We start from the raw sequence: 25,095 nt of genomic DNA on the forward strand, positions 1-25,095 counted from the left end.
GTTAGGCCTGGACTTGCTGGGCAACGCCCACCGGTCGGCTCGCCCAGCCGATCACCGCGGTGAGTATCAGGCCCAGGATAACGGCCAGCTGGCCATTGGGCGGCATTCCTTCGGTGGTGGCAGCCAGGTTGAAGTTGTAAGCCAGGGCTGCTCCCACGATCATGCCGGTAACCGCTACGGCTGCGTCCATATTACCTTCGGATGCTGCTACCAACTGGCGCAATGGGCAGCCACCCAAAAGGACGGAGGCCATGCCCCCCAAGGTCATGCCCAGAAAATTCCACAACCCGCTGGGGTTGACGATGGGCTGCCCGGCGAAGCCAAGTTTAAAGGTGTGCAGCCAAAAGACATCGCCTAGAAAAACGGTGATTAGAATGGCGAGGAAGCCGGTTAGCAGGTAGCTGTCGCGAAAGAAAGCGTAGTCTCGGAAGCCGCCGATCATGCAAAGGCGCACCCGCTGGGCCAGGATGCCCAGAATGGCACCGGCGGCCAAGGAAAGAAGCACGGGGGCGTGCATACTTCCTGGTCCCGAAGTGCTGTACAAGATAAAGGAAGGTTTTAAAAATATGAACAAGAGGAGGATCAACATGGCTCCCGGGAAGAGGTGGCCTCCTAAGCGGCTTTGGGGCTGAGCTCTTCCCAGGGTGAAGCGCCGGTTGATGAAGAAAATGCCGATGAGCACTCCAACGACCAGGCCCAATAGCCCTACCACCGCGTTGAGATCACCGGCTGCTAGACGCAGCACCATGCGTAAGGGACAACCCATAAAGGCCAAAAAACCAATCATGGCAAAAAAACCTAGCACAAACCGCGTCCATGGTGCAGCGCCACCCACCGGTCGAAAATCCCGGGTGATTAAGGCCGAGATCCAAGCTCCGAGAACGAGGCCTACAATTTCCGGGCGCAAATATTGGAGTTTGGCTGCCCGGTCCAGCCCCACCGCACCAGCAATGTCACGCAGGAAGCAAGCGATGCAAAAGCCCATGTTCGGCGGGTTACCGTACTTCATCAGCACTAACGCGAGTATTCCCACTATTACCCCTGCCGCGCCGATACGCACCTTGTCCGGCAACTGTATCCCCCCTTCTACTTTTAAATTTTTATTTCGGCGTTGGGGGAACTCTTTCCTCTTCGTTATCCTGCGTATGAATTAAATTTATCCTGGGTGGCGAATTGTAGGAAGAGGCGGGCCAGGTGGGGAAGGGTGCGATAGCGAGAGTAGATGAGGTAGAGTTCCCGGTGCAGCGCTCGGCCTTCCAGCCGCACGCAAGCGAGCTTTCCCTGCTGGCAGCGGCTCTCAGCAGCCCCCCGGGAGACAAAGGCTCCTCCTAGCCCGGCTTCTACTGCCGCCAGCACCGCTTCGGTGGTGTTAAACTCGGCTACGACATGCAATTTTTCCGGGCTTATGCCCCAGCGGCGCAAATGTTCCTCGACGGTTTGCCGGGTTCCCGAACCCTTTTCTCTCCTCACCCAATCCAGTTCCAGCAAGGTCTCGGGAGCGATCGCTTCTCGGTTAGCTAAGGGGTGAGCCACCGGTAGCACCAGCACAATCTCGTCGGTAGCGAAAGGCACCGCTTCCAGGGTGGGGAATTCAGGGGGGGCTCCCACGGCACCGAGACAAAACTTTTGCTCCAGCACCTGCTGCTGCACCTTTTCGGTATCGGCTATTTGCAAGTTAATGCGGACCTGGGGATATTTCTCGCGGAACCGCCGGATGAGTTGGGGCAGCACATAGTGGCCGGGTATGGTGCTGGCGCCTATGTCGAACGCTCCCTTAATTTGCTCGGCGTGGGTTTTCACCGCTTTCTCGGCTTCGTTAAGGGTCTGGATCACAGAGCGGGCGTAGGGCAGCAGTATTTCTCCTGCCTCCGTGAGAACCAATTGACGCTGGTCCCGGTCGATAAGCTTGGTTTCCAAATAAGCTTCTAGCATAGCAATGTGTTTGGAAACCGCCGGCTGGGTAAGATCCAGTTCGCGGGCTGCTATCGAGAAGGATCGTTTTTCGGCTACGAGGACGAAGGTCTGAAGCCAGCTGAGTTTCATCCTCCCCACCTCCCTTCGCTTGCTTTTACTATAACTTTCAGGAATATATCTGGTCAAGGGAGCCTAAAATAAAGGGATTTCCGGGTGCTATGCCGAAAAAACTTCCCTTGGGATTAAAACTGTAGGCCAGGCGCAGAACTTGGCGGGAAAGCTGTTGAGGTTAGGGTGGGATAAAGCGAACGATGGAAATGGTAGCGGTGATATTGGCGGCGGGCAAAGGGACGAGGATGAAGTCCCGCTGGCCCAAAGTGCTGCACCGGGTGGCCGGGCGACCGATGCTGGAGTTAGTGTTGCAAGCGGTCAGGGAGGCAGGTGCTTCCCGGATCATCGTGGTGGTGGGCCACGAAGGCGAGGCGGTGGCTGCGCTACTGGAAGGCCAGGCCGAGGTGGTGTGGCAGACCGAGCAATTGGGAACGGGGCACGCTTTATTGCAGACTCAGGAGCTACTCTCAGGATTTACGGGGGATCTGCTGGTATTGCCGGGCGACGTTCCTCTGGTGCGCGGGGAGACCTTGCGCTCTTTGTGGGAGCGCCATCGAGCCGCCGGCGCCGCGGCTACGGTGCTCACCACGGAACTGAACGATCCTACCGGTTACGGGCGCATCGTGCGAAATCGCGATGGGGAGCTCAGTCGCATCGTCGAGCACAAGGATGCCACTCCAGAGGAGCTGACCCTGCGGGAGGTCAACACCGGCATTTACTGCTTTGGCCCCCAAATTTTTTCCGTGCTGCCTCAGCTCCGGCCGGACAATGTCCAGCGGGAATATTACTTGACCGATGCTCTGGCCTTGCTCCTGCAAGCCGGCCAACGGGTGTGCTGTTGGAAGGCTCCGGAGGCCGAGGAGTTTAAAGGAGTCAACGATCGGAAGCAGTTGGCTGAAGCCGAGGCCGTCCTGCGACGAAGGGTGGCGGAGGAACTTATGGCTTCTGGCGTCACTCTGGTAGCTCCGGAGCTCACCTTCATCGAGCCGGGCGTGCGCGTGGGGTCCGACACCATTATTTATCCTTTCACTTTTCTGGAGGGACGCACGGTAGTGGGAGAAAATTGCGTCATTGGTCCCTGGTCCCGATTGCGTGATGCCGTCCTGGGGCAGGAGGTAATACTGGAGGGAGGGGCGGTGATAATCGAAGCGGAACTGGAGGACGGCAGTCGGGTGGGGCCCTTTGCCTATTTACGGCCGGGTAGCCGGTTGCGCGCCGGAGCTCGGGTGGGCACCTTCGTGGAAGTGAAGAATTCGGTGGTGGGTCCGGGCAGCAAAATTCCGCATCTGAGCTATATTGGTGATGCTGATATAGGGGCAGGAGTGAACATTGGAGCGGGGACGATCACCTGCAATTACGATGGCGAAAAGAAGTGGCCTACCGTAATTGAGGACTTTGCCTTCATTGGCTCTAACACCAATCTGGTGGCGCCGGTGCGGGTAGGTCGCCGCGCTTACGTAGGTGCTGGTTCTACCATCACCAAGGACGTTCCTGAAGAGGCCCTGGGGGTGGCGCGGAGCCGGCAGGTGAACATACCAGAGTGGACTAGAAGAAAAAGGCGGTGAGCGGCAAGTGGCCTTGTTTTCCCGTTTTAAAAATATGCTGATCTTTTCTGGTAACGCTAACCCCAAGTTAGCAGCCGATATTTGCCAGTATCTGGGTGTGCCGTTAGGCGACTGCGTTGTGGGGCGCTTCTCCGACGGGGAGATCTTTGTCCGCATCAACGAGAATGTTCGGGGGGCCGATGTCTTCGTCATCCAGCCCACCTGTTCGCCTGTGAACGAAAACCTTATGGAACTTCTCATCCTTATCGACGCATTGCGCCGGGCTTCGGCGCGGCGCATCACGGCGGTGATTCCCTATTACGGTTATGCGCGGCAGGATCGCAAGACACGCGGGCGCGAGCCGATCACGGCTAAGCTGGTGGCCAACCTCATAACTGCGGCGGGAGCGCGTCGGGTCTTGACGGTGGATCTGCACGCGGGGCAGGTGCAAGGTTTTTTCGATATTCCGGTTGATCATCTGCCCGCGGGACCTTTGCTGGCTCAGCATTTGGCGGCGCGGGAATTGGAAGACGTGGTGGTGGTCTCCCCTGACGTGGGTGGGGTGGTGCGAGCGCGGGAATTGGCCAAGCGCATAGGCGCTCCCCTGGCGGTGATCGATAAGCGGCGCCCCGAGCCGAACGAAGCGGAAGTCATGAATGTCATAGGGCCGGTGCAAGGCAAGACGGCAGTTATGGTGGACGATATTATCGATACGGCCGGGACCATCGTGCGGGGAGCGGAAGCTTTAATCGCTTGGGGGGCTAAGGAGGTTTATGTGCTCTGCACCCATCCGGTCTTTTCGGGCCAAGCGGTAGAAAGGCTCAACACCCCAGCCATCAAGGAAATATTTGTGACCGACACCATTCCCTTGCCGCCGGAGAAGCGTCTGGACAAGGTCACCGTGGTTTCGGTGGCACCCTTGATAGGAGAGGTTATCATCCGCATTCACGAGGATCTTTCCGTGTCCAAGCTTTTCGATTAAAGCTCGGTCTCAACGGGAAACAAAAAAGGGGGGGTGTAGCCCCCCCGCTTCAATGTTACCGGTAACTAGGTGGCAACTGGGAAGGATTGGTGTATTGGGTGTGACAAGCGGTGCAAGGAAGTAATTCGTAAGCCGGCTTGGTGGGTTTCTCCGGATTGTAGTTGGGATTGAACACGGTTTCGTGGCATTGGAAACAAGTCCCCATGGTAGGCCGAGAGTAAGGCAAGGTAGCGATGGTTTTCACCAAATCCGGGCGCCAGTTGCTGTAGTTGCTAAACTGGGGTAGCTGGAAAAGATTGCGTTCGTTGATGTTGAAGTGGGTGGCTCCGGAATGGCAAGCAACGCATTGGATATCTGCCTTGAAGTGAATCAGATGCGGGTCCTTAAGGTCTCCCGGCATAGAAGGTACCCGGTAACCATCGTGGCAGCCAAGGCAGACGCCACGGTCGATGGGCACTTTCAGGGATATGGGTTTCCGATAGTCCCCGGTGGCGTGAGCTTTTTCCATAGCCGCCAGATCAATGTTGGTGTGGCAGCTTTCACAGCTAATCTTGTTATGGAAGGAGAACATCCAGGTGGAAATGTAAGGCCACATCTCATGACACTGAGCGCATTTGAAGCTGGCCAACTGGTACTCTCCCGCCACCGCTTCGGTTCCCGGGGCCTTCGGGCCCTCTCCGCGGGCGCTTAGTATGGCGTTTAAGCCTACGCCGAGCACGAACAGCAGGGCCACGATGATGTAAGGAGACGCGCTCTTGAAGTTTATCCCCCCCACTGTTTCACCCCCTTTCGTAAGGGTTTTTCGTTGGTGAAGCTTTTCGCTTGTTTGATATTGATTCCACACTGGCAGGGAGGACTCCTGCTTCACTGAAAACGATATTACCTGGCTTTTAAAATTGCTCTGCCCGGCCTCTTCGCGGGTTGCCCCTTTTCTGCAAGTCGCGAGACTCCGGGTTCGACGGGAGAGGCTGAAATGATTTAAAATAGTGGGGAGAAGTTAGCGGAGAGGAGAAGACACATGCTCAGCGTATCGAAAATGATTTCTGGTCAGGAGGAGCTCGGAGACCGGCTGCGCTACGCCGGAGGGGACGGATCGGTGCGGCCGGTGGTGGTTTGGAACTCCACCCGCGCTTGTAACCTCCGCTGCCTTCACTGCTACGCCAGCGCTACTCCGGGACCGGCAGCGCACGAGATGAGCACTGAGGAGGCCCGCCGGTTTATCGAGGACCTGGCCACTTACCGGGTGCCGGTGCTGCTTTTTTCCGGCGGTGAACCCCTTTTGCGTCCCGACTTTTTCACTCTGGTGCATTACGCCCGCTCCCTGGGTCTCCGGCCGGTGGTCTCTACCAACGGGACTCTCATCGACCGCGAGGTGGCCCGCCGCTTTAAAGAGCTCGGGGTGGGCTACGTGGGCATAAGCTTGGACGGTATGGAGGAGTTCAACGACCGGATGCGAGGGGTGCCGGGAGCTTTCGCTGCTGCTCTAGAGGGCATTCGCGCTTGCCGTGAGGTGGGGCAACGGGTGGGGCTGCGCTTCACCATCACCCGCAATAACTACCGGGAAATACCGGCTATCTTGGATTTGGTGGAGGAGGAGGACATCGATAGGGTTTGCTTTTACCACCTGGTTTCGGTGGGGAGGGGCCGGCATTTATTGCAGGAGGATCTGGATGCGGAGACTAAGCGGCAGGTTTTGGATACTATCATCGAGCGCGCTTCACAGTTTCACCGGAAAGGGAAAAACAAGGAAATTCTCACCGTCGATAATCACGCCGACGGCGTATATCTTTACCTGCGTTTACGCCGGGAACGACCGGAATGGGCCGAGCGGGTTTACGCTTGGCTTAAGGCCAACGGGGGCAACCGCAGTGGCCTGGGGATCGGAGCGGTGGACTGGGACGGCTACGTGTATCCCGATCAATTCACCCGCGAGCACCCCTTGGGCAACGTGCGCGAGCAGAGTTTCAGCACCATCTGGTTCGAGCGCCCTCCGGAACTGCTGTTACAACTCCGGGATCGGCGCCGCTATTTGCAAGGGCGATGTGCTCGTTGTAAGTGGCTGGAGCTCTGCAACGGCAATTTCCGCGCCCGCGCCGAGGCCGTTTACGGTGATTTCTGGGCTCCTGATCCTGGATGCTACCTTACCGATGCGGAGATAGGGCTTTAGCGGTATTCGCTGTGCAGCCCGCCTAGCAGATAATTGACGCCGAAAAGGGTAAAGAGCATTACTAAGAAGCCCAAAACAGCCACCCAGGCGGCCCGCCGCCCGCGCCAGTAGCCGCGGGTGAAGCCGTGCAGGTAAAGGGCGTAAACTACCCAGGTGATCAAAGCCCAGGTCTCCTTGGGGTCCCAGCTCCACCAGGCGCCCCATACCTCCTCGGCCCAGACGGCGCCAGTGATGAGCAGGAGCGTCTGAAAGGCGAAGCCGAAAGCGATGGTGTAGTATGTGAGTTTTTCTAGATGGGGCTGGGGACGTCGAAGGTACATCAGTGCCAAAGCGAAGGCGAGGGTAAAAGCGCCGTAAGCTACGATGGCAGTGGCCACGTGCAGTTGCAGCCAATAACTCTGCAAGGCGGGGACCAGGGGAGCGGCGGCCCGGCGCAGGTAAAAAGCGTAGGCCATCAGCGCCAGCAACACTGGAGAGAGGTAGATGCCTAGCTCTGGTAAGCGGTAGCGCCTGATAGCGTACAAGGCCGCTATTCCCGCGCCCCAGAGGAGCAACAAGAGAAATTCGTAAGTGTTGGCAAAGGGCCAGCGGCCGCTGGCCACGCTGCGGGCAACGATGTTGACCGTCAATGCCACGACACCTAGGGCCAGGAGATAATAGGCTAAGAGGGCCAGCCCTTCTTTTTTAATCCAGTAATAAACGGCGTAGAAAGCGAGGGCCAGCCCGAAGGCTATGAAAGCGAGGGTGAAACTCTGGTTTTCCCAGACCGACATGCTCATTTGCCTCCCTCTCGGTCGATGTCTAGCTGCGCGCGCCGCGGATGCCAGATAAGGTGCAGCAGCACTCCCAGCGAGGCCAGGATAAAACCAGCGAAGGTTAGCGGCAGGGCGGGATTTTTCTTGACTTCCAGCCCGGTGTATTGCTCCGCCTGGTCGAAGACGATTTTGGCTCCGGTCAGATCGCCTTCCTTGCCCAGTGGCAACAGCCCCATGGTGACCGGTTTGCCCTGGAAGTAGAGAGCGTAAAATACCTGGGGTTGCCCCTGGGCGTTAGGGTAATACTCGGCTATTAACTGGTGGAACGGTCCCAGGGCCAGAGGATGGTCGGGTCCGCTTAAGATGCTGAAGGGAATAGTTTGGTTACCCATCAGCAGGCGTCCCTTGAGCATCCAGCCGTAACTCATCTGATAGATCTTTACCCCCCGGTAGGATAGGGGGTGGTTGACGGCGATGGTCCCCTGGCACACCTGCTGACCTTGCTGCAGCAGGATCACCTGAGTGAGGTACTGTTTGGGTAGCCCGTCGGGATAGTATTCAACGTGGAAGCGGTCTACACGGAGGTCGAAGGGGAAGTGTTGTTCGTTCAGGTTGACGGTTTGACCGGGCACGGCATCTACGTCGAGGTGTTGGGTAACGTACGGAGTTACCAGAAGGGAAGCCAGGATCAGGATAAGACCAGTGTGGGCCAGGACCAATCCCCACCAGCGGGGGTGTTTCCAGGCCAACCGCGCTCGCTCCAGGGTGCAAAAAGCCAAGCTTACTAGTAACCAGAGCTCTGCCAGCAGGTACCACCAGGAGCGAAAAAGGTTGTCGAGGTGAAGCTGCAGAAGCAGTTGACTTAGGAACTCGCCGTAGCGGCCCTGATAATAGGTAGCGGGCTGGCCCTGGGGGATGACGGTGCCCAGGGCGGCGGCAATGGCTATAAAGCCTAGGACTAAAAGCACGTGGGGAAGGGAAGTAAAATGCTTTTTAAGGCGCTGGTAGATTTTCTTCACCTTCTTCGCGTTCCCAGACCATAGGGGCGTTCAAGTAGAATTCTAGCGCCAAACTGGGAGGCACGCAAGAGTTGGGCGAAAGAACTAGAATCAGGGCGGTAATAGGTTTAGGCAATCCGGGGCCCCATTACGCTTTTACCCGCCACAATTTGGGCTTCATGGTATTAGATCGGCTGGCTTCGCGGCATCACCTTTCCTTTCGCCAGCAATCTCGCTGGCAGGCTATGTGGGCTAAGCTGCCCCTGGAGGGGGGGGAGGTGCATTTGCTCAAGCCCCTCACCTATATGAATCTTAGCGGGGAGGCGGTGCGCCGGTTATCCCAGCGCTACTCGCTGCGGCCAGAAGAAATATTGGTGGTTTACGACGACATGGATCTCCCTCCTGGGCGCTTGAAACTGGCTTTATCCGGCTCGGCTGGAGGACATCGGGGCATGGCCTCGGTGTTGGAAGCTCTGGGGACTCCGGCGGTGCCCCGGTTGCGTTTGGGCATCGGCCGCCCTCCGGAGGGGATGGACCCAGCGCTTTATGTCTTAACCCCTTTTGCGCCAGATGAACTGCCCGAAGTCGATCGCTGGCTGGATCGGGCGGTGATGGTGCTGGAATGCGTTTTGCGAGAGGGGATGCTAAAAGCCATGAATAAGTTTCACCAGCGCCAGCAATAATCTGCTGGTAAAGTGGCTATGGAGTGGTTGTTACAGCTTTTCGCTAGCGCCGCTTCGGTGCAGAACCTGCGGCGGGCCTTAGAGGAAGGTCGCTCTCAGGCGGTTTACGGGGTAAGCGGCACGGCCTTGAGTTTCTTGCTGGCCGCTCTTTGGCACCGGGAAGCAGTGGGGCTGGTAGTGGTTCCGGAGGAGGAGACGGCCCTCTCTCTGGCCGCGGAGTTGAAGTTGCTCTGGGGAGAGCGGGTACTGGTGTTTTTCCCCCGCGACCCCTCGGGATCGGCCAGCCTTTCCTCTTTTGTTCCCCGCCAGCGGATTTTATCCTTGTCGGCCCTGTTGCGCCGCCGGGGTCTGGTGGTGGCCACCGCCCCGGCGCTGCTGGCTGGGCTTCCCTCCCCGGAGCTCCTGGCTTCTTCCTGCTGGGAACTGAGTCTGGGGGGGGAAATCTCCCCCGAGGAGTTGGGATCGCGGCTGGTGCAGGCCGGCTACACCCGGGTCTCGACGGTGGAGCTCCCGGGGCAATTCGCCCGGCGCGGCGGCATCATCGACCTTTTTCCCATCTCCGCTACGCGGCCGGTCCGCCTGGAGCTGGACGGAGACCAGATAGTGCGCTTGGTGGCCTTTGACCCCCTTACCCAGCGCTCTCAGGAGCGGCTCGACCGGGTGGAATTAGATCCCGCCACCGAGTTGCTTCTGCCCGGAGTTCCTCCCGCCCCGGCTCGCGAAGGAGCTCCACCTTATTACGTTGAGTCGTTGCTGGCTCAACCCTCCGTTAAAGTGTCGTCGTTGCTGGATTATCTGACTCCAGAAACTCCTCTGGCACTGGTGGAGCCTCGGATGGCGGCCAGACTGGCGGAAGAGGAGGAAGAGCGTCGTCGCTTCCATCTTCAGGAACTCATCGCCGCCAAACGGCTGCCACCAGAGGTGAAGCGCGCCTTTTTCCCCTGGGCGCGTCTCGCGGAGCTCATGGCGTCTTGGCGCGGGTGCCTGCGGCTTTCCTTCTTACCGGAAGATGATGGCCAGGCTCGGGGCCTGGCGGTGCGTACGGCCCCCAATTTTCTGGGCAAGCTGCCTCAGCTGGTAGAAGAGTTGCGAGAGTTCACCCGCGACTACCGGGTGATTTTATTGGTGGATCGGGAAGAGCAACGTCAAGGGGTGCTGGAAGGGCTGCGTTCGTATGGATTCGCTCCCCGGCTGGAGCCGGGCGCTGCTCCGGTGGGCACGGTGACGGTGCTCACCGCTCCCGGATTGCGCGAGGGGCTTATCTTCCCCGAAGCTCGGCTGGTGCTACTGACCGCGGCCGAGATCTTTGGCCAGCGAGCGGTTTCTTTTTCTCCGCCCGCCACTCCGGTGGCGGAGGAGGAGCGAGAACTCCGACCGGGAGAATACGTGGTTCATCCGGAGCACGGTATAGGGTTGTACCGGGGGCTGGTCACGCTAACGGTGGAGGGAGTAACGCGGGAATACGCCCTCATCCAATACGCTGGGGAGGATCGTCTCTACCTCCCGGCCGACCAATTAGGGGTGCTGGAGCGCTATGTAGGGGGGGAGGGAACTCGCCCCCGCCTTTCCCATTTGGGCGGAGCGGAGTGGCAGCGGACCCGGGCGCGGGTGAAGAAGGCGGTCACCGATGTGGCCAGGGAACTTTTGGCCCTCTACGCGGCGCGGCAGACGGCTAAAGGACACGCTTTTTCTCCCGATACTCCCTGGCAGAGAGAGTTTGAAGCGGCTTTTCCTTACCGGGAGACCCCGGACCAGCTGCGGGCTATCGCTGAGGTCAAGGCCGATATGGAAAAACCGCGCCCCATGGATCGTTTGATCTGCGGGGATGTGGGGTTCGGTAAAACCGAGATAGCTTTGCGGGCGGCTTTTAAGGCGGTGATGGATGGCAAACAAGTGGCCGTCCTGGTACCCACAACCATTCTCGCTCAGCAGCATTACCGGACCTTCTCGCAGCGTTTTGCCCCCTATCCGGTCAAAGTGGCCTGGCTTTGCCGCTTTCAGACCCCGGCAGAACAGCGGGAGGTGATAGAGGGACTAAGGACGGGGGCAGTGGACATCGTTATCGGTACCCACCGTCTGCTCCAGGACGACGTTTGCTTTCACGATCTAGGGCTGGTGATTATAGACGAGGAGCAACGCTTCGGGGTTATGCAAAAAGAAAAACTTAAATTGTGGCGGCGAGAGGTGGATGTGCTAACCCTCACAGCCACTCCTATTCCCCGCACTCTTTACATGTCTCTAGTAGGACTGAGGGATACCAGCATCTTGGCCACTCCTCCTCCCGACCGCCTTCCAGTTGAGACTTACGTGGTTGAGGAAGATCCAGTTCTTATCCGCGAGGCTATCCGCCGGGAGCTGGCGCGGGGAGGTCAGGTTTACTTCGTCTATAACCGGGTGGCCGGGATCGTAGAGGTGGCTAACTGGGTCAAACACCTGGTGCCGGAAGCCCGCGTGGCCTACGCCCACGGGCAGATGCCGGAAGCGGTGCTGGAGCGCATCATGCTGGACTTTATCGACCACCGCTACGATGTGCTGGTAGCCACCACTATTGTAGAGAATGGCTTGGATATCGGCAATGTCAACACGCTAATTGTCAAGGACGCCGATCAACTAGGTTTGGCGCAGCTCTATCAGTTACGTGGGCGGGTGGGGCGCACCGATCGCCTAGCCTACGCTTATTTCCTGTACCAACGTGATCGGATCATCAACGAGGCGGCTCGTGCTCGCCTACGAGCCATCCGGGACTTTACTTCCTTGGGCGCCGGCTTCAAAATTGCCAAGCGGGATCTGGAAATAAGGGGGGCGGGCAATCTTCTAGGCACCGAGCAGCATGGGCATATTCAGGCGGTGGGGCTGGATCTCTATTGCAGCCTGCTTCAAGAGGCGGTGAGGGAACTTCGGGGCGAGCCGGTAGTGGCACCAGTGGACCCTTCCATCGACTTAGTGGTGGCGGCCTATATCCCCGACGATTACATCCCTTACGAGCAAAAAATGGAAATTTACCAGCAATTAAGTCGGGTGCGAGCTCCAGACGAAATCGACTCTCTGGCTCGTTATTGCAGCGATCGCTACGGTTCGCCGCCTCCTCCCTTTCTTCTGCTTTTAGCTGTGGCTCGTCTGCGAGCTCAGGCGAAGCAGCTACGCGTGCGCTCCATTGGCCGCCAAGGCAATTACTATCGCCTGGTGTTCGCTCCGGATCACGTCTTCGAGCCCGCCCGCCTCCTGGCGGTGGCGGAGAAGTGGAAGGCCCGTTTGCGCCAGGAAGGTGAGGACTTTGTGGTATTGCTGCCTGCTCATGGTAAGGGACCGGAAAGCGAAGCGGAACTTAAAAAATTGTCACAATTTCTTGTGGATCTCCAAGAAACTCCTTTATAATGTTGGAGATGAAGTGGGTGCAGGAAGATCTTTCTGGTAAAAAAATGAATAATCAAGCGGGCCATGCTGTATACTACTTCTAAAGTGAATCGCTAAAAAAGCTCTTAGGTGTGGTGGAGAGATGCCGGATAAGGAGGTTAGGAGAAGGGCAATGAAAGCAACGGGAATTGTTAGGCGAATTGACGATTTGGGGCGCGTGGTCATTCCCAAAGAGATTCGCCGGACCCTGCGGATCCGAGAGGGCGATCCGCTAGAAATCTTCGTCGATCGAGATGGCGAAGTGATTCTGAAAAAATACTCTCCTATAGGCGATCTGGGAGATTTCGCTAAAGAATACGTGGATTCGCTCTGCGAGGCAGTGGGTCACATCGCCTTTATTACCGATCGCGACACGGTGGTGGCGGTGGCAGGTGGCCCTAAAAAGGAATACATCAACAAGCCTGTGGGCTCAGCGGTGGAGAAAGTGATGGAGGGGCGACGGGCGGTGGTCATCAACTGCCCCGGAGATCCTCTATGCCAAGAGAGCCTTCTGGGGGAGGAGGAGGGGCAGTTCGCTTCGGCGGTGATTGCTCCCATCGTGTCTGAGGGGGACGCCATCGGAGCGGTGGTGCTGCTCTCACGGGAAGAAGGGACTCGCATGGGCGATCTAGAACTCAAGCTAGCGGAAACGGCCGCTTCGTTTCTGGCCAAGCAGATGGCGTGAGGTGAAACCGGCGTCGGTGTCAGCGCAAGGAGGAAGGCTTATTATCGCCGGGTTGGGCCCAGGCAGCTGGGATGCGCTTCCCCTGGGCGTGTTGGAGCGTTTGCGTCGTGGGGGGGTTATTTTTTTGCGTACCGAGCGCCACCCGGTGGTGCCTCGCCTGCGCGCCGAGGGCATTAACTTCACGGTTTTAGATAAGTTTTTCCGGGAGGAAGCGGCCGCGTACCAGCGGGTGGCTGCTATCTTGCTGAAGGAGGCGGCCACTATGGGAGAAGTGCTGTACGCTGTTCCCGGCCATCCTTTAGTGGATGAAGGGGGCGTCGCCGTTATCCGAGAGCGGGCAAAGGAAGCGGGGGCGGAATTGCAAATCTTGCCCGCCCCCAGTTTGCTGGACGCTGTCACCACCTTCCTGGGGTTGGATTCGGAGCGGGGGCTGGTGTGGCTCCGACGTCCGGATGACCGCTGCTTCTCTCCCTCCCTCCCCGTGCTGATATGGCCGCTGGAGAGAACCCAATTGACTGATTGGCTTTCCTTCCTACTCAGCTATTACCCTCCCCAGCACCCCGTCACGTGGGTAAATGCGTGGGAGAACTCCGGTGCGGCCCGGCAGGGAAAAACTCCGCTGGTGCGGCTGGGGCAGGTGCTCGGGGAAGGGCCCCTGGCTGTTTCTCTCCCCCCGCTGGATCAACTCTCTCCCCGGTATTCTCTGGCCCCGTTGGTGGCGGTTATGGCCGAGCTCCGGGGTGAGAAGGGCTGTCCCTGGGACCGGGAACAAACTCATCAAAGCCTGAAGCAATACTTATTGGAAGAAGTGTACGAGGTGCTGGAAGCCATCGATCGCGTGGAGGAAGCGCCGCATAACCTGTGCGAAGAACTGGGAGACTTATTGCTGCAGATTATTTTCCACTGCCAGATAGCTGCCGAGGCTGGCCGCTTCGATGTGGACGAGGTAGTGCGGAATATAACCGACAAGATGATCCGGCGTCATCCTCACGTCTTCGGCGGGGAGTGGGTGGCAGACAGCCAGGGAGTTATCCGGAGCTGGGAGAGGATCAAGCGGCAGGAGAAGGGTGGTCGTACCTCGTTAATGGACGGGTTGGGGAGGAATTGGCCGGCGCTGCTAAGGGCGGCCAAAGTGCAGCGGCGCGCTGCCCGGGTGGGCTTTGACTGGCCGGACTGGCGTGGTGCAGCGGCCAAGGTGCGGGAAGAGTTGGAGGAAGTGGAGCGAGCGCAAAGCGGCAAGCCGGAGGAGCTCCTGCTAGAGCTGGGGGATCTGCTTTTCGCGGTGGTTAACCTGGCTCGCTTGCTGGGAGTAGAGGCGGAAGAGGCTTTGAACCGCAGTGTGGACAAGTTTATTGCGCGGTTTCGATATTTGGAGGCCAAGGCCTACCGGGATGGCGTATCTCTGGAAGAGGCTGGTTTGGAATGGCTGGACGCCGGGTGGGAGGAAGCCAAGAAAAAACTAAAAAAAACGCCGGAAGAACCGATATCACAGCAGGAAAAGCGTAGTGTAGAGAGAATTAAAGAGTAGCAAATTTTTGAAGCCAAACTTTGGGAGGGGTGCCCATGAACAAGTCTGATCTGGTAGCCGAAGTAGCCGAGAGGGCCGATATGGCCAAGAAAGACGTGGAGAAAGTGGTGACTGCAGTTTTCGACGCCATTGCCGATGCCCTGGCGCGGGGCGACAAGGTGCAGTTGGTAGGGTTTGGCACCTTCGAGGTACGGGAAAGGGCGGCGCGCAAAGGGCGTAACCCTCAGACGGGAACCGAGATCGAAATCGCAGCCTGCAAAGTGCCCGTCTTTCGGGCGGGTAAGGCGTTAAAGAACGTAGTGGCACCCGGGTCGGCCCGCGAGTGAACCTGTAAAGTTGCGCCTGGACAAGTTCCTTCAGGTAGCGCGCTTGATTCCGCGCCGGGCGGTAGCCACCCAGGCGTTGCGCGAGGGTTTAGTGACCATTAATGGCCGGGTGGCCAAACCATCTACTCAGGTGAAGCCGGGAGATGTGCTCATGCTTGCACTGGGGGATAGGCTTTTGCGCCTGGAGGTAGTATCGGTCGAGGTGCCACGGCGTAAGGGCGAGGCGGCTGAACTCTACCGCCTGCTACCGTCTTGACGCACCGTGCCGATACGTTGAGCTTAAAAGAAAAAAGAGCTGGAAAAAGGGGCTGTTCCCAAAAAGGCAGCCCCTTTAAAATTTCTCGCAGGTCTAGGAGCGCGGGGAGGGGCCATAAAAATTAGGCGAGGAGGTGAGGTGATGGATTCGGGCAAGCGACACAGCATCACTTTGGAAGAAAGAAAGCGTTTAGTGGCGGAGGGGGTGCGGCACGTAGGTACCTTTTCCGATACCGAGATCCGCGCCGATACTTGGATGGGGCAACTATGTCTCCGGGGGGAAGATTTAAAAATCGCCGAACTCAATTTGGAGACGGGCCGCCTGGTGGTAGAAGGTAAGCTTATCGGTCTTGCCTATGGGGAGGGAGAAGCATCCGGTGCTCCCCGCAAAGACTGGCGCCGCTTGTGGGATCGACTATGGCGTTAGATCTGCTACCTTGGCGCGAGTTGGGCTGGAGCCTGGTGCTAGGATGGTGGGCGGGACTGCTTTACGATATATGCCAGTTGCTGGGGAGACAGGCTCGGCGCCGACGGTGGGCTCGCACTTTGCTCGATGCTGTCTTTTGGCTTCTTCTAACAGCCACACTGGTCTTTTTTCTCTTGCAGGGATGGACCAGCGAGTTGCGGCTTTATCTTTTTTTAGGCATGGCGCTGGGATGGTACCTCTACCGCCGCGTCCGTCGCTGGCGATTACTAAGCAGGAAGTAGAAGCTTTTCAGAAGGAATTTATTTCCCCCTCGGCGAAGGGATTCATAATATATTTGTACTGAATCTGTGGACAATGGGGATAGTTTTGTGGATAAATTTAGCTGATAAACCAGGTGGATCAATTTGCGGATAGAGCTAAGAAAGATGGAGCGCTTGAGCTTCCGGGAGCGCCAGGCGGTGGTTTTGAAGGAAATGGGGCACTCCATCGAGGGTATAGCCCGCAAATTGGGGCTTAGTTCCTCGACGGTGACCACACTTTTGCACCGGGCGCGCCAGAAGGGGTACGAGGTGGTGGTGATCTTGCCGGGCGAGGCGCTGTTACCGGTGGAAGAGGAGGGGGAGGATGAAGCGGAGCCGGGCCAAGAAGCCTAGCAGAAAAAAGCGTCTCAATTACGGGCGCTTACCCGTCCTACTTTTTGTCCTTTTTCTGGCTTACCTGGTGATCGTAGCCGGTGGGCAATTGCGGCAATTGTGGGTTATGAAACGGACGCTGGCGCAGGCCGAAGAAGAGCTTAAAACTCTGAAGGCGCATAACCAGCAGCTATGGGAAAAGGTGCAAGTGTTGCAAAACCCGGGAGCTCTGGAGCAATTGGCGCGCCAGCGTCTGGGCATGGTGAAACCGGGGGAGGTACCGGTGCTGAACTCCTCTCCCCCGTCCCAGGGACCTAACCAGGCCGCCCCTAAGGAATGACTTTGTTTAGGGGATACTCGATGATGTCTTGCGCCCCAGCCGTTTTCAGCGCCGGTATAAGATCCCTTACCTCGTGCTCATCGATTATCACTTCCAAAGCTACCCAATTGCCGTTGTGCAGGGGGGAGATGGTAGGGTGTTTCATAGCGGGCAAGATGGAGAGCACGGCGGGCAGCTTTTCGCCGGGAACATTCATCTTCAGCCCCACTTTGGCGTAAGCGGCGATGGCGCCTCGCAGCAAGAGGGCCAGTTTCTCCAGTTTGTCGCGTTTCCAAGGGTCGTCCCAGGCCCGTTGGTTGGCGTGGAGACGGGGCGTGGATTCCAAGATGGTGGCCAGTATCCGCAGGTTGTGAACTCGCAGCGAACTCCCGGTTTCGGTGAGATCCACGATAGCGTCCACCACATCTGGCACTTTGGCCTCCGTGGCTCCGTAAGAGAACTCCACCGCGGCCGTCACGCCATGCTGAGCCAGGAAGCGCCGGGTAAGGTTGACGAACTCGGTAGCGACGCGCTTGCCTTCCAGGTCTTTAACTTCCCGGAAAGGGCTATTCTCCGCCACGGCCAGCACCAAACGGATGGGGCGGCGGGATTGTTTGGAATAGACCAACTCGGCCACCTCGACTACCTCGACGCCGTTTTCCTGAATCCAATCGTAGCCGCTGAGGCCGGCGTCGAGAACTCCCTCGGCCACGTAACGCGGGATTTCTTGCGCCCGCAACAGCACCACTTCTATCTCCGGATCATCGATGTGGGGATAGTACGAGCGCCCGGTAGCGGTGATGTGGTAGCCCGCCCGTTCAAAAAGGCGAAAAGTGGCTTCTTGTAAGCTGCCTTTGGGCAGGCCCAATCGCAGTCTGTTCACCTTGCTGGCCCCTCCTAAGCTTGGCTTAAAATCGGGTGCAGCCCTGGTCAATATTAACTAAGGGAATGGGCTCCGGTCAAGGGGGGAAAAAATGCGTGTAGCCGTCGTCGACGTGGGCACCAATTCGACCCGTTATTTGTTGGCTGAGGTAGCGAAAGGGCATGTTGAACTCCTAGAAGCGGATTTAAAAATCACCCGGCTGGGAGAGGAATTGCTGTCGGGGCGCCTGGGCGAGCAAGCCATGGCGCGTACCCTAGCCACAGTGGTAGCTTTCTGGCGACGGGCGGCCAGCAAGGGGGCGGAAAGGATCGTTATCATAGCTACCAGCGCCGTCCGGGAAGCCGCTAATCGGGAAGAGTTTGACTCCCTAGTGTTTCAGGCCACCGGCCTGCGCCTGCGGGTGCTTTCCGGCGAGGAGGAGGCTTACTACACTTTTCGCGGTGTGCTTACCGGAATGCCTGCTCTTTCCCCCCAGAAGGCGCTGGTGATGGATTTAGGCGGCGGCAGCACCGAGTTTGTCTGGCAGGAAGCGGGGAAGCTCCAGCTTTCGAGCCTGCCGCTAGGGGCGGTTCGCCTCGCTCTGGCGGTACCAGAAGCGGATTACCTGCTGCGGGCCAGAGAGCTCCTGGCCCCTTTACTTTTGCGGCTGCGCCACCGTGAACTGGTGGCCACCGGGGGAACGGTTACCACCCTGGCCGCCATCGACGCCGGCATCGATAACTATTACCCCGGTTGCGTGCACGGCCGGTATCTAACCCAGGAACGAGTGCGAGAAATCCACGCTTACCTAGCCCGGCTCCCCGTGGAGGAGCGGCGCCGGGTTCCAGGGCTGCAGCCGGAGCGCGCTGACATCATTGTGGCTGGGGCAGCGGTGGTGCTGGCGGCATTGGAACTTCTGGATCTCCCTCGATTAACCGTGAGCGAGCACGACTTGCTCTGGGGAGCGGCGTTGGCGGCTTCTGGGGTTGTCGAAGGGGAGGGATAGGGCCCTAACCTCTTTTGACATTTATTTCCACCTCGGGCGGTTATAATGCCGAGAAAGCCGCTGGCGGAGGTGGTAACTTGCCTGCGAGAGAAAGACTTAAATTGGTGACCCCAGTGGAGGCGTTGCCGGCTCGTAAAGCCCGGAGTAATGCGCTGGGGCTTCTCTGGCCGCATCTTCCCGTTTGCCTGATAGGTGTTTTTCTGGGCCGGGCTCTCCTGCTGGGGGAGTTGGCTCCCTTCGGCGTGGCGTACGGCGCTGCCGTGACTTTGTCTATGGGGCGTTCGTTTTGGCCGGTGTGGTTGGCGGTGCTGCTGGGGCAATGGTGGGTCTTGCCATTGTCCACGCGCCTTGCCGGCGCAGTGGCTTTGCTGGGTACGGCTCTGATTCTGGGACTGGTGCCTGCGCGTTCCTTGCGCTCACCTTGGAATGCCTCCTTGCTGGTGGGTAGCAGTTACCTGGTGCTGCGCTCCCTGATCCTGTTAGTCGGCCAGGCCACTGCCCATACCTATATCAGCCTGCTGCTAGAGGGCGTTTTTGCCGGGGCTTTAACTTTTGTTTTCCTGCGCGGCCTCAGCGCCTGGCAAGCCAAAGGATTCAACCTGGCGATAGAGGAGCTTTTTTGCCTCTTCGCTCTAGGGGCAGGAGTAATTGCGGGGACTGGGGAAATGGCCTGGGGTATGGTCACCGTCAAGGGGGTGCTTACCCGTCTGGCTCTTCTGCTGGCCGCCCAGGCAGGTGGAGCTGGAGTGGGAGCGGCTGCCGGGGCTTTGCTAGGAATTATTCCCGGGCTCTCTCTTTCCAACCTCGCCAACACCGTGCCCAACTACGCTTTTACCGGGTTGCTCGCGGGTAGCTTCCGCAGCTTCGGCCGGGTGGGGCAGGTGCTGGGTTTTGGGTTAGGTAATTTGCTGCTGGTGTTGCCCTGCACTGCTGAGGCGGGGCTGCTGACCGCCATCGTGCTAGAAACTGCCCTGGCGGTGGCGCTTTATTTCCTCCTGCCTTCCCATTGGTATGCCGGGTTGCAGCTGGCGTACGCCAGCGCTCTTCCCTCCTCCCCCCAATCGGAGCGTTTAGACGATTGGATTACTGAACGGCTGGAAAATTGGAACCGGGTATACCGGGAACTAGCCGCTACCTTCAGTGCCGCCGAGAGGGAAAGCAGTCCTTCCTGGCCGGGGGCGGAGGAAGCGGAGAAGGAGGTGTTGGAAGAGCTCCGCCGCCGTATCTGCTCCTCCTGCCCCCTGTCTCGCATCTGCTGGGAGCGGGAAAAGGAGAAGACTCTGGCCTGGTACCGCGAGGCCTTAGCTTTTGTTCGGCGCAAGGGCGCCGTCCGCCCGGAGAACCTGCCTTCCCCGCTGGCTCGGCGCTGCCTTCGCTGGGACGATCTCACCCTCACCCTTGCTTTCCTGTGGGAACTACATCGCACCAACCGGTTTTGGTGCCGGAAAGTGAGGGAGAGCCGGGCCATGGTAGTGGAGCAATTTCAGGGTTTCGCCCGAATGCTTCAGGACCTGGTGGGGGAGGTGGGGGATAAATGGCAGCGAGTGGCGTTGGTGGAGCGGGAGCTTTTGCAGCTGGCGGCCAAAAACGGACGGCAAATTAAACACTTGCAAGTCCGCCTGCGCCCGAAAGGGATGGTGGAAGTGGAAATCACTGCCCGGGCTTGCCGCGGGGAGCGCTTCTGCCAGCGCGAGTTAGCCGATCTCCTGTCGCGTCTGTCCCGGTGGCCCTACACGGTGGCTCACGCTAATTGCCCCTGGCCGCGGGAAGCGGAAGAGTGCCGTTTTCTGCTTTACCCGGCTTTGCGCTACCGCTTAGCACTTGGTATGGCGCGCTCCAGCGAGGGCTGCGTTTCTGGTGACACCTACAGTTACGTGCCTCTACCCGGCGGGCGGTGCGCTCTGGTACTGAGCGACGGTATGGGCAGGGGGGCGGGAGCGGCCGTAGAAAGCGCCACGGCGGTTTCGCTATTAGAGCTCCTTTTAAAGGCTGGTTTTGGCGAGGAACTGGCGGTGAAGCTTACCAACTCCCTGGTGCTTCTGCGCACTCCCGGCGACGCCTTCACCACTCTGGATATGGCAGTGATCGATCTTTACACTGGCCGGCTGCGGTGGGTGAAGATAGGGGCATCTCCAGGATTTGTCTTGCGGCGCGACGGTGTGGTAGAAATAATAAGAGCCTCTTCGTTGCCAGCTGGGGTATTAAGCCCCATCGATATCGTGGTGCTGGAGCGCGATCTGCGCCCGGGCGATGTGGTGGTGCTGGGTTCGGACGGCTGGTTGGAAGCTTACCGGGGCGAGCGAAAAGAGGAGTGGTGGGCGGAGCAACTCCAGGAAAGCGGTCCTAGAGAGGCGGAGGAACTGAGCCGATGGTTGTTGGAGCGGGGTCGGATCGCAGCGGGAGGACGCTTGCAGGATGACGCCACGGTGGTGGTGGCTAAACTGCTAACGGTGTAGGCTTAAAGAACGGCAGGAGATGAGGTCGTTGGATCTTCTACCGGTGGTGGAATTAACCGTAGGCGAAGAGAACATGCTGTCCGTGGGCGACCGAGTGGTGGTAGGAGTGTCAGGGGGGCCCGATTCTCTGGCCCTGCTCGATCTTCTGCACCGATTAAGCGACGGCTTTAAGTTGGAGTTGGTGGTCGCTCACCTGCATCACGGCTTGCGTCCCGAGGCTGAGGCCGAAGCGGAAATGGTCAGGGAGCAAGCGCTCAGATACGGTTGCCCGTTTCACATGGGGCGGACCGATGTGCAGGCGCACGCCCAGCAGCACCGCCTCTCGGTCGAGTCCGCGGCTCGCGATCTCCGGCGGCGCTTTCTATTAGAGATAGCGAGCCAAACGGGAGCCACCAAGATAGCTCTGGGCCACCAGGCGGATGACCAGGCGGAGACTGTGCTCCTGCGCCTGCTCCGGGGCACTGGTCCTGCCGGGCTGAAGGGAATACTCCCGGTACGGGGCCCTTTCATCCGTCCCCTTTTGCGTATACGGCGCTGGCAAATCGAAGCCTACTGTCGGTGGCGGGGGCTGCACCCTTGTCAGGATCTTTCTAATTGGTCTCCGGAGTTCACCCGCAACCGTGTTCGGCACCAGCTCCTCCCCTGGCTGGCTCGCGAATTTAACCCGGCGGTGGTGGAGCTGCTGGTGCGGCTGGCGGAGTTGGCGCGAGCCGAGGACGCTTTCCTGGAAACCCAGGCGCTGGCGGCTTACCGCCAGCTGGCTCGCCCCGACCGGGAAGGGGTGTTGCTGGAACTCTCCTCGTTGCAAGAGCTCCCCTTGGCTTTGCTCCGGCGGGTGCTTCGCCTGGCCTATCGTGAGGTTTTGGGGAGGGAGGACAAGGAGCTCCCTTTCGAGCATGTGGAAGCGTTGAGGCGGCGCTTACCGTGCCCCCGAGGGGAACTCTCGCTGCCTGGCGGAGTGAGGGGAATATGGGAGAGAGGGCAGTTGGTGCTGCTTCCTGCGACCGCTGCCCCGCCGGTGCCCTTTTACGCCTATCCCGTGTCGGTCCCAGGGGTGACCTATTTGCCCGAGGCGGGTTGGGTACTGCAGGCGCGCTTGCTGTCCGTGGCCGAAGTGGGAGATCCACGGCGTCTAGCTCCGATCGAAGCCTTGCTCGATTGGGCCCACCTGCACCCGCCCCTTGTAGCGCGGCGCCGCTTGCCGGGCGACCGCTTTCACCCCTTCGGTTACCCGGCTCCGGTCAAGCTCAAGGATTTTTTTATCAACCAGAAGGTTCCTCGGCGGCTGCGGGACCGCCTTCCCCTGGTGGAAGATAAGCAGGGCATTGTCTGGGTAGGCGGGGTGAGGGTGGGGGCACGGGCGGCGCTGGGAGAAGGAACCACTGACGTGCTCCACCTGCGCTTGACCCCTTTAGAGGATGAAGCGGAGGACGGCGACAAAAATTTTCCTTGATCGTAATGCGAAGGTGGCTAGGAGACTTTATTTCCGCGGTGAAAATGCGGTATAATTTCTTAGTTAAAGGAATTGTCTAAAGCCTTGTAGGAGGTAGGAAAACTTTTGCCCAGGTGGCTTAAGAGCTTAATTATCTATTTGCTGCTGGTCCTGGGTGTAGTGGTGCTTCTCCGTTACGCTACTCCAGTTTCTTCGCCGGCGGATCATATTTCCTATTCGGCTTTCCGCAGCCTGGTTACCCAAGGCGAGGTAAAGGAAGTAACCATCCGGACGGAGAACTCGGCCAACTACATCACGGGCAAGAAAAAGGATGGGGCCAAATTTGAAACGGTGGGGCCGCCCTTTGACACCACGCTTTTGCCCCTGCTGGAATCCAAGAACGTGACCATAGAGCAGCAGCCCGCTCCTCAGACTGGCTGGTGGTCCAGCCTCATCCTGACCGTTTTGCCCATGTTGCTGATCCTGGGAATCTTTTTCTATATGATGCAGCAAGCCCAGGGAGGGGGCAATCGGGTGATGTCCTTTGGTAAGAGCCGGGCCAGGCTACACACGGACGAGCGCAAGCGGGTCACCTTCGATGATGTGGCAGGTATTGAAGAGGTGAAGGAGGAGCTCCAGGAGATTGTGGAGTTTCTTAAGAACCCGCGTAAATTCAGCGAGTTGGGAGCTCGCATCCCTAAGGGCGTGCTTCTCTTTGGCCCGCCTGGCACCGGTAAAACCCTAGTGGCGCGGGCGGTGGCTGGGGAGGCTGGGGTTCCCTTCTTCAGCATCAGTGGCTCCGATTTTGTGGAGATGTTCGTGGGCGTTGGGGCGGCAAGGGTGCGCGACTTATTTGAGCAAGCCAAGAAGAACGCCCCCTGCATCGTCTTCATTGACGAAATCGACGCTGTGGGACGCCAACGCGGAGCAGGGTTAGGCGGTGGCCACGATGAGCGCGAACAGACGCTCAATCAATTGCTGGTGGAGATGGATGGTTTTAGCCCCAACGAGGGTATCATTGTCATCGCGGCTACCAACCGTCCTGACATCCTAGATCCTGCTCTTCTGCGGCCGGGGCGTTTTGACCGGCAGATAGTGGTAGATATGCCCGATATCAACGGGCGCAAGGCCATCCTCGGGGTGCACACGCGGGGCAAGCCTCTGGCTGACGATATCGACCTAGACATTCTAGCCCGGCGCACCCCTGGTTTCAGCGGTGCCGACCTGGCCAATGTGGTCAACGAAGCGGCTCTTCTGGCCGCCCGGCGTAACCGCAAGCGCATCCACATGGAAGATTTTGAAAACGCCATTGAGCGGGTGGTGGCCGGCCCCGAAAAGAAGTCAAGGGTCATCAGTGAGCGGGAGAAGTGGCTGGTTTCATACCACGAGGCGGGGCACGCTCTGCTTGGTTACCTCCTCCCCCACACGGATCCTGTGCACAAGATTTCCATCATCCCCCGCGGGCGGGCGGGTGGCTATACGCTGCTGTTGCCGGAAGAGGATCGCTACTACATGACGCGTTCTCAGCTGCTGGACCAGATTACCATGTTGCTGGGAGGGCGGGTAGCCGAGGATCTGATGCTGGGAGAGGTCAGCACGGGGGCGCAGAACGACTTGGAGCGGGCTACCGAAATTGCTCGGCGCATGGTTATGGAATACGGGATGAGCGATGTGCTGGGGCCTTTGACCTTTGGCTTTAAGCACGATACTCCCTTTCTCGGTAGAGACTTAGCGCGCGATCGTAACTACAGCGAGGAAGTGGCTTCGGCCATCGACCGCGAGGTGCGCCGCATTGTCGAGTCGTGCCACGAGCGGGCCAAGAATCTGCTCATCGAGAATAAAGAAAAGCTGGAATTGGTGGCCCGGGCTTTATTTGAGAAGGAAACTCTAGAGGCCGAGGAATTCCAGGCCTTAATGGAGGGGAAGGCCGTATCCCGCGTTTCCTTCCCCAAGGAAGAGAGTTTGGAAGGTGAGGCAGCTCCTGCTGTTAGGCCGGAGCCAGCGGTAACCATCAAGCCGCAGCCCCAGGTTTAGTAGGCAACCTTGGAACTGGAGGAGGTATTTGGTGGACGTGGAGCGAACCTTTCTTATGGTGAAGCCGGATGGTGTGCAGCGCGGGTTGGTAGGAGAGATTATCAGCAGGTTGGAGCAGCGGGGGTATAAGTTGGTAGGGCTCAAACTCCTGCGGCTAACTCCCGAGCAGGCCGAGAACCATTATGCTGAGCACCGAGACAAGCCCTTCTTTCCAGGCCTGATCGCCTACATAACTTCCGGTCCGGTGGTGGCCATGGTCTGGGAGGGCAAAAGGGTGGTGACGGCGGTCCGGGAAATGATGGGGGCTACCGATCCCCAGAAAGCTTTGCCCGGCACCATCAGGGGCACTTACGCGGTGGATATCGGGCGCAATGTGGTGCATGGCTCCGATTCGCTTGCCACCGCTGAGCGGGAAATAGCGCTATTCTTTTCTCCGGAGGAATTAATTTCCTACGAGCGGGCCCTAGACACTTGGATTTACGAATAAGCTCGTAAGCTTAGAGTCTACGGGAGGGGAATTACTGGTCCCCTCCTTTTAGTTTGGAGCTCGACCGTTCGACCCAGCTTTGCTGCGCTTGGTGGTGTT

The 25,095-nt window shown here is 58.7% G+C and carries 24 protein-coding genes; 18 read left to right on the plus strand and 6 right to left on the minus strand.

Features of this window, described 5'->3' with window-relative positions; all coding sequences use genetic code 11:
* Position 1: 1 nt before the first annotated feature.
* Both yedE and ACTLLP_RS00270 read right to left on the minus strand, forming a co-directional pair.
* Entirely contained in the window at positions 2–1,072 is a 1,071-nt protein-coding gene (yedE, locus tag ACTLLP_RS00265; RefSeq protein ID WP_441059642.1) for a YedE family putative selenium transporter, read from the minus strand.
* Between the two features lie 62 nt (positions 1,073–1,134).
* The gene (locus tag ACTLLP_RS00270; protein ID WP_441059644.1) at positions 1,135–2,043 is read right to left on the minus strand and encodes a selenium metabolism-associated LysR family transcriptional regulator; all 909 of its coding nucleotides are present in this window, start codon (positions 2,041–2,043) and stop codon (positions 1,135–1,137) included.
* Between the two features lie 182 nt (positions 2,044–2,225).
* Here ACTLLP_RS00270 and glmU point away from each other — a divergent pair, with 182 nt between their 5' ends.
* Both glmU and ACTLLP_RS00280 read left to right on the plus strand, forming a co-directional pair.
* The gene (glmU, locus tag ACTLLP_RS00275) at positions 2,226–3,590 is read left to right on the plus strand and encodes a bifunctional UDP-N-acetylglucosamine diphosphorylase/glucosamine-1-phosphate N-acetyltransferase GlmU (protein WP_441059645.1); all 1,365 of its coding nucleotides are present in this window, start codon (positions 2,226–2,228) and stop codon (positions 3,588–3,590) included.
* A 34-nt stretch (positions 3,591–3,624) separates the two neighbouring features.
* Positions 3,625–4,551: a ribose-phosphate diphosphokinase gene (locus ACTLLP_RS00280; protein ID WP_441061516.1), complete on the plus strand. Its 927-nt coding sequence runs from the start codon at positions 3,625–3,627 to the stop codon at positions 4,549–4,551.
* Between the two features lie 55 nt (positions 4,552–4,606).
* Here ACTLLP_RS00280 and ACTLLP_RS00285 read toward each other — a convergent pair whose 3' ends face one another.
* Positions 4,607–5,326, minus strand: a complete 720-nt coding sequence (locus tag ACTLLP_RS00285; RefSeq protein WP_441059647.1) for a hypothetical protein — start codon at positions 5,324–5,326, stop codon at positions 4,607–4,609.
* A 243-nt stretch (positions 5,327–5,569) separates the two neighbouring features.
* Between ACTLLP_RS00285 and ACTLLP_RS00290 the strand changes: the two genes are divergently transcribed.
* Positions 5,570–6,718, plus strand: coding sequence for a radical SAM protein (locus ACTLLP_RS00290; protein WP_441059649.1), 1,149 nt, complete (start codon positions 5,570–5,572; stop codon positions 6,716–6,718).
* On the opposite strand, the gene ccsA is transcribed toward ACTLLP_RS00290, so the two are convergent.
* Positions 6,715–7,491, minus strand: coding sequence for a cytochrome c biogenesis protein CcsA (gene ccsA, locus ACTLLP_RS00295; protein ID WP_441059651.1), 777 nt, complete (start codon positions 7,489–7,491; stop codon positions 6,715–6,717). The two genes, ACTLLP_RS00290 and ccsA, sit on opposite strands and share 4 nt — an antisense overlap.
* 2 nt (positions 7,492–7,493) lie before the next feature.
* Positions 7,494–8,492, minus strand: a complete 999-nt coding sequence (locus ACTLLP_RS00300; protein WP_441059653.1) for a cytochrome c biogenesis ResB family protein — start codon at positions 8,490–8,492, stop codon at positions 7,494–7,496.
* A 71-nt stretch (positions 8,493–8,563) separates the two neighbouring features.
* Here ACTLLP_RS00300 and pth point away from each other — a divergent pair, with 71 nt between their 5' ends.
* The 10 genes from pth (at position 8,564) to ACTLLP_RS00350 (ending at position 16,740) form a co-directional block, all read left to right on the plus strand.
* Entirely contained in the window at positions 8,564–9,154 is a 591-nt protein-coding gene (gene pth, locus ACTLLP_RS00305) for an aminoacyl-tRNA hydrolase (protein WP_441059655.1), read from the plus strand.
* 18 nt (positions 9,155–9,172) lie between these two features.
* Positions 9,173–12,529 (plus strand): transcription-repair coupling factor, encoded by a 3,357-nt coding sequence (gene mfd, locus ACTLLP_RS00310; protein WP_441059657.1) that lies wholly within the window; start codon positions 9,173–9,175, stop codon positions 12,527–12,529.
* 151 nt (positions 12,530–12,680) lie between these two features.
* Positions 12,681–13,232, plus strand: a complete 552-nt coding sequence (gene spoVT, locus ACTLLP_RS00315; RefSeq protein WP_441059659.1) for a stage V sporulation protein T — start codon at positions 12,681–12,683, stop codon at positions 13,230–13,232.
* 16 nt (positions 13,233–13,248) lie between these two features.
* The gene (mazG, locus tag ACTLLP_RS00320) at positions 13,249–14,760 is read left to right on the plus strand and encodes a nucleoside triphosphate pyrophosphohydrolase (RefSeq protein WP_441059661.1); all 1,512 of its coding nucleotides are present in this window, start codon (positions 13,249–13,251) and stop codon (positions 14,758–14,760) included.
* A gap of 35 nt (positions 14,761–14,795) precedes the next feature.
* On the plus strand, positions 14,796–15,086 hold the full coding sequence (gene hbs / locus ACTLLP_RS00325) for a non-specific DNA-binding protein Hbs (protein ID WP_441059663.1): 291 nt from the start codon (positions 14,796–14,798) through the stop codon (positions 15,084–15,086).
* A gap of 10 nt (positions 15,087–15,096) precedes the next feature.
* Positions 15,097–15,342, plus strand: a complete 246-nt coding sequence (locus tag ACTLLP_RS00330) for an RNA-binding S4 domain-containing protein (RefSeq protein WP_441059665.1) — start codon at positions 15,097–15,099, stop codon at positions 15,340–15,342.
* A 141-nt stretch (positions 15,343–15,483) separates the two neighbouring features.
* On the plus strand, positions 15,484–15,768 hold the full coding sequence (locus tag ACTLLP_RS00335) for a YabP/YqfC family sporulation protein (RefSeq protein ID WP_441059667.1): 285 nt from the start codon (positions 15,484–15,486) through the stop codon (positions 15,766–15,768).
* Entirely contained in the window at positions 15,759–16,049 is a 291-nt protein-coding gene (yabQ, locus tag ACTLLP_RS00340; protein ID WP_441059669.1) for a spore cortex biosynthesis protein YabQ, read from the plus strand. The genes ACTLLP_RS00335 and yabQ overlap by 10 nt, the downstream gene beginning before the upstream one ends.
* Before the next feature lie 123 nt (positions 16,050–16,172).
* Positions 16,173–16,421 (plus strand): sigma factor-like helix-turn-helix DNA-binding protein, encoded by a 249-nt coding sequence (locus ACTLLP_RS00345; RefSeq protein WP_441059671.1) that lies wholly within the window; start codon positions 16,173–16,175, stop codon positions 16,419–16,421.
* On the plus strand, positions 16,393–16,740 hold the full coding sequence (locus ACTLLP_RS00350; RefSeq protein WP_441059673.1) for an FtsB family cell division protein: 348 nt from the start codon (positions 16,393–16,395) through the stop codon (positions 16,738–16,740). Before ACTLLP_RS00345 ends, ACTLLP_RS00350 begins: the two co-directional genes overlap by 29 nt.
* Here ACTLLP_RS00350 and hisG read toward each other — a convergent pair.
* A complete protein-coding gene (gene hisG / locus ACTLLP_RS00355) occupies positions 16,730–17,602 on the minus strand; it encodes an ATP phosphoribosyltransferase (RefSeq protein WP_441059675.1) in 873 nt (290 codons plus the stop codon). The two genes, ACTLLP_RS00350 and hisG, sit on opposite strands and share 11 nt — an antisense overlap.
* A 91-nt stretch (positions 17,603–17,693) precedes the next feature.
* Here hisG and ACTLLP_RS00360 point away from each other — a divergent pair, with 91 nt between their 5' ends.
* The 5 genes from ACTLLP_RS00360 to ndk all read left to right on the plus strand — a co-directional run bounded on the left by ACTLLP_RS00360 (position 17,694) and on the right by ndk (position 24,996).
* Positions 17,694–18,587 carry a Ppx/GppA phosphatase family protein gene (locus ACTLLP_RS00360; protein WP_441059677.1) on the plus strand — a complete coding sequence of 298 codons (894 nt, stop codon included), beginning with the start codon at positions 17,694–17,696 and terminating at the stop codon, positions 18,585–18,587.
* Positions 18,588–18,664: 77 nt separating this feature from the next.
* A complete protein-coding gene (locus ACTLLP_RS00365) occupies positions 18,665–21,043 on the plus strand; it encodes a SpoIIE family protein phosphatase (protein ID WP_441059679.1) in 2,379 nt (792 codons plus the stop codon).
* A 28-nt stretch (positions 21,044–21,071) separates the two neighbouring features.
* Positions 21,072–22,496 carry a tRNA lysidine(34) synthetase TilS gene (gene tilS / locus ACTLLP_RS00370; protein WP_441059681.1) on the plus strand — a complete coding sequence of 475 codons (1,425 nt, stop codon included), beginning with the start codon at positions 21,072–21,074 and terminating at the stop codon, positions 22,494–22,496.
* A gap of 105 nt (positions 22,497–22,601) precedes the next feature.
* The gene (gene ftsH / locus ACTLLP_RS00375) at positions 22,602–24,509 is read left to right on the plus strand and encodes an ATP-dependent zinc metalloprotease FtsH (RefSeq protein ID WP_441059683.1); all 1,908 of its coding nucleotides are present in this window, start codon (positions 22,602–22,604) and stop codon (positions 24,507–24,509) included.
* 37 nt (positions 24,510–24,546) lie between these two features.
* Positions 24,547–24,996: a nucleoside-diphosphate kinase gene (gene ndk / locus ACTLLP_RS00380; protein WP_441061519.1), complete on the plus strand. Its 450-nt coding sequence runs from the start codon at positions 24,547–24,549 to the stop codon at positions 24,994–24,996.
* The last annotated feature ends 99 nt before the right edge of the window (positions 24,997–25,095 follow it).

It is taken from the genome of Desulfothermobacter acidiphilus (genome assembly GCF_052073645.1).
GTDB classification, from domain to species: Bacteria; Bacillota; Desulfotomaculia; order Desulfotomaculales; family Ammonificaceae; genus Desulfothermobacter; species Desulfothermobacter acidiphilus.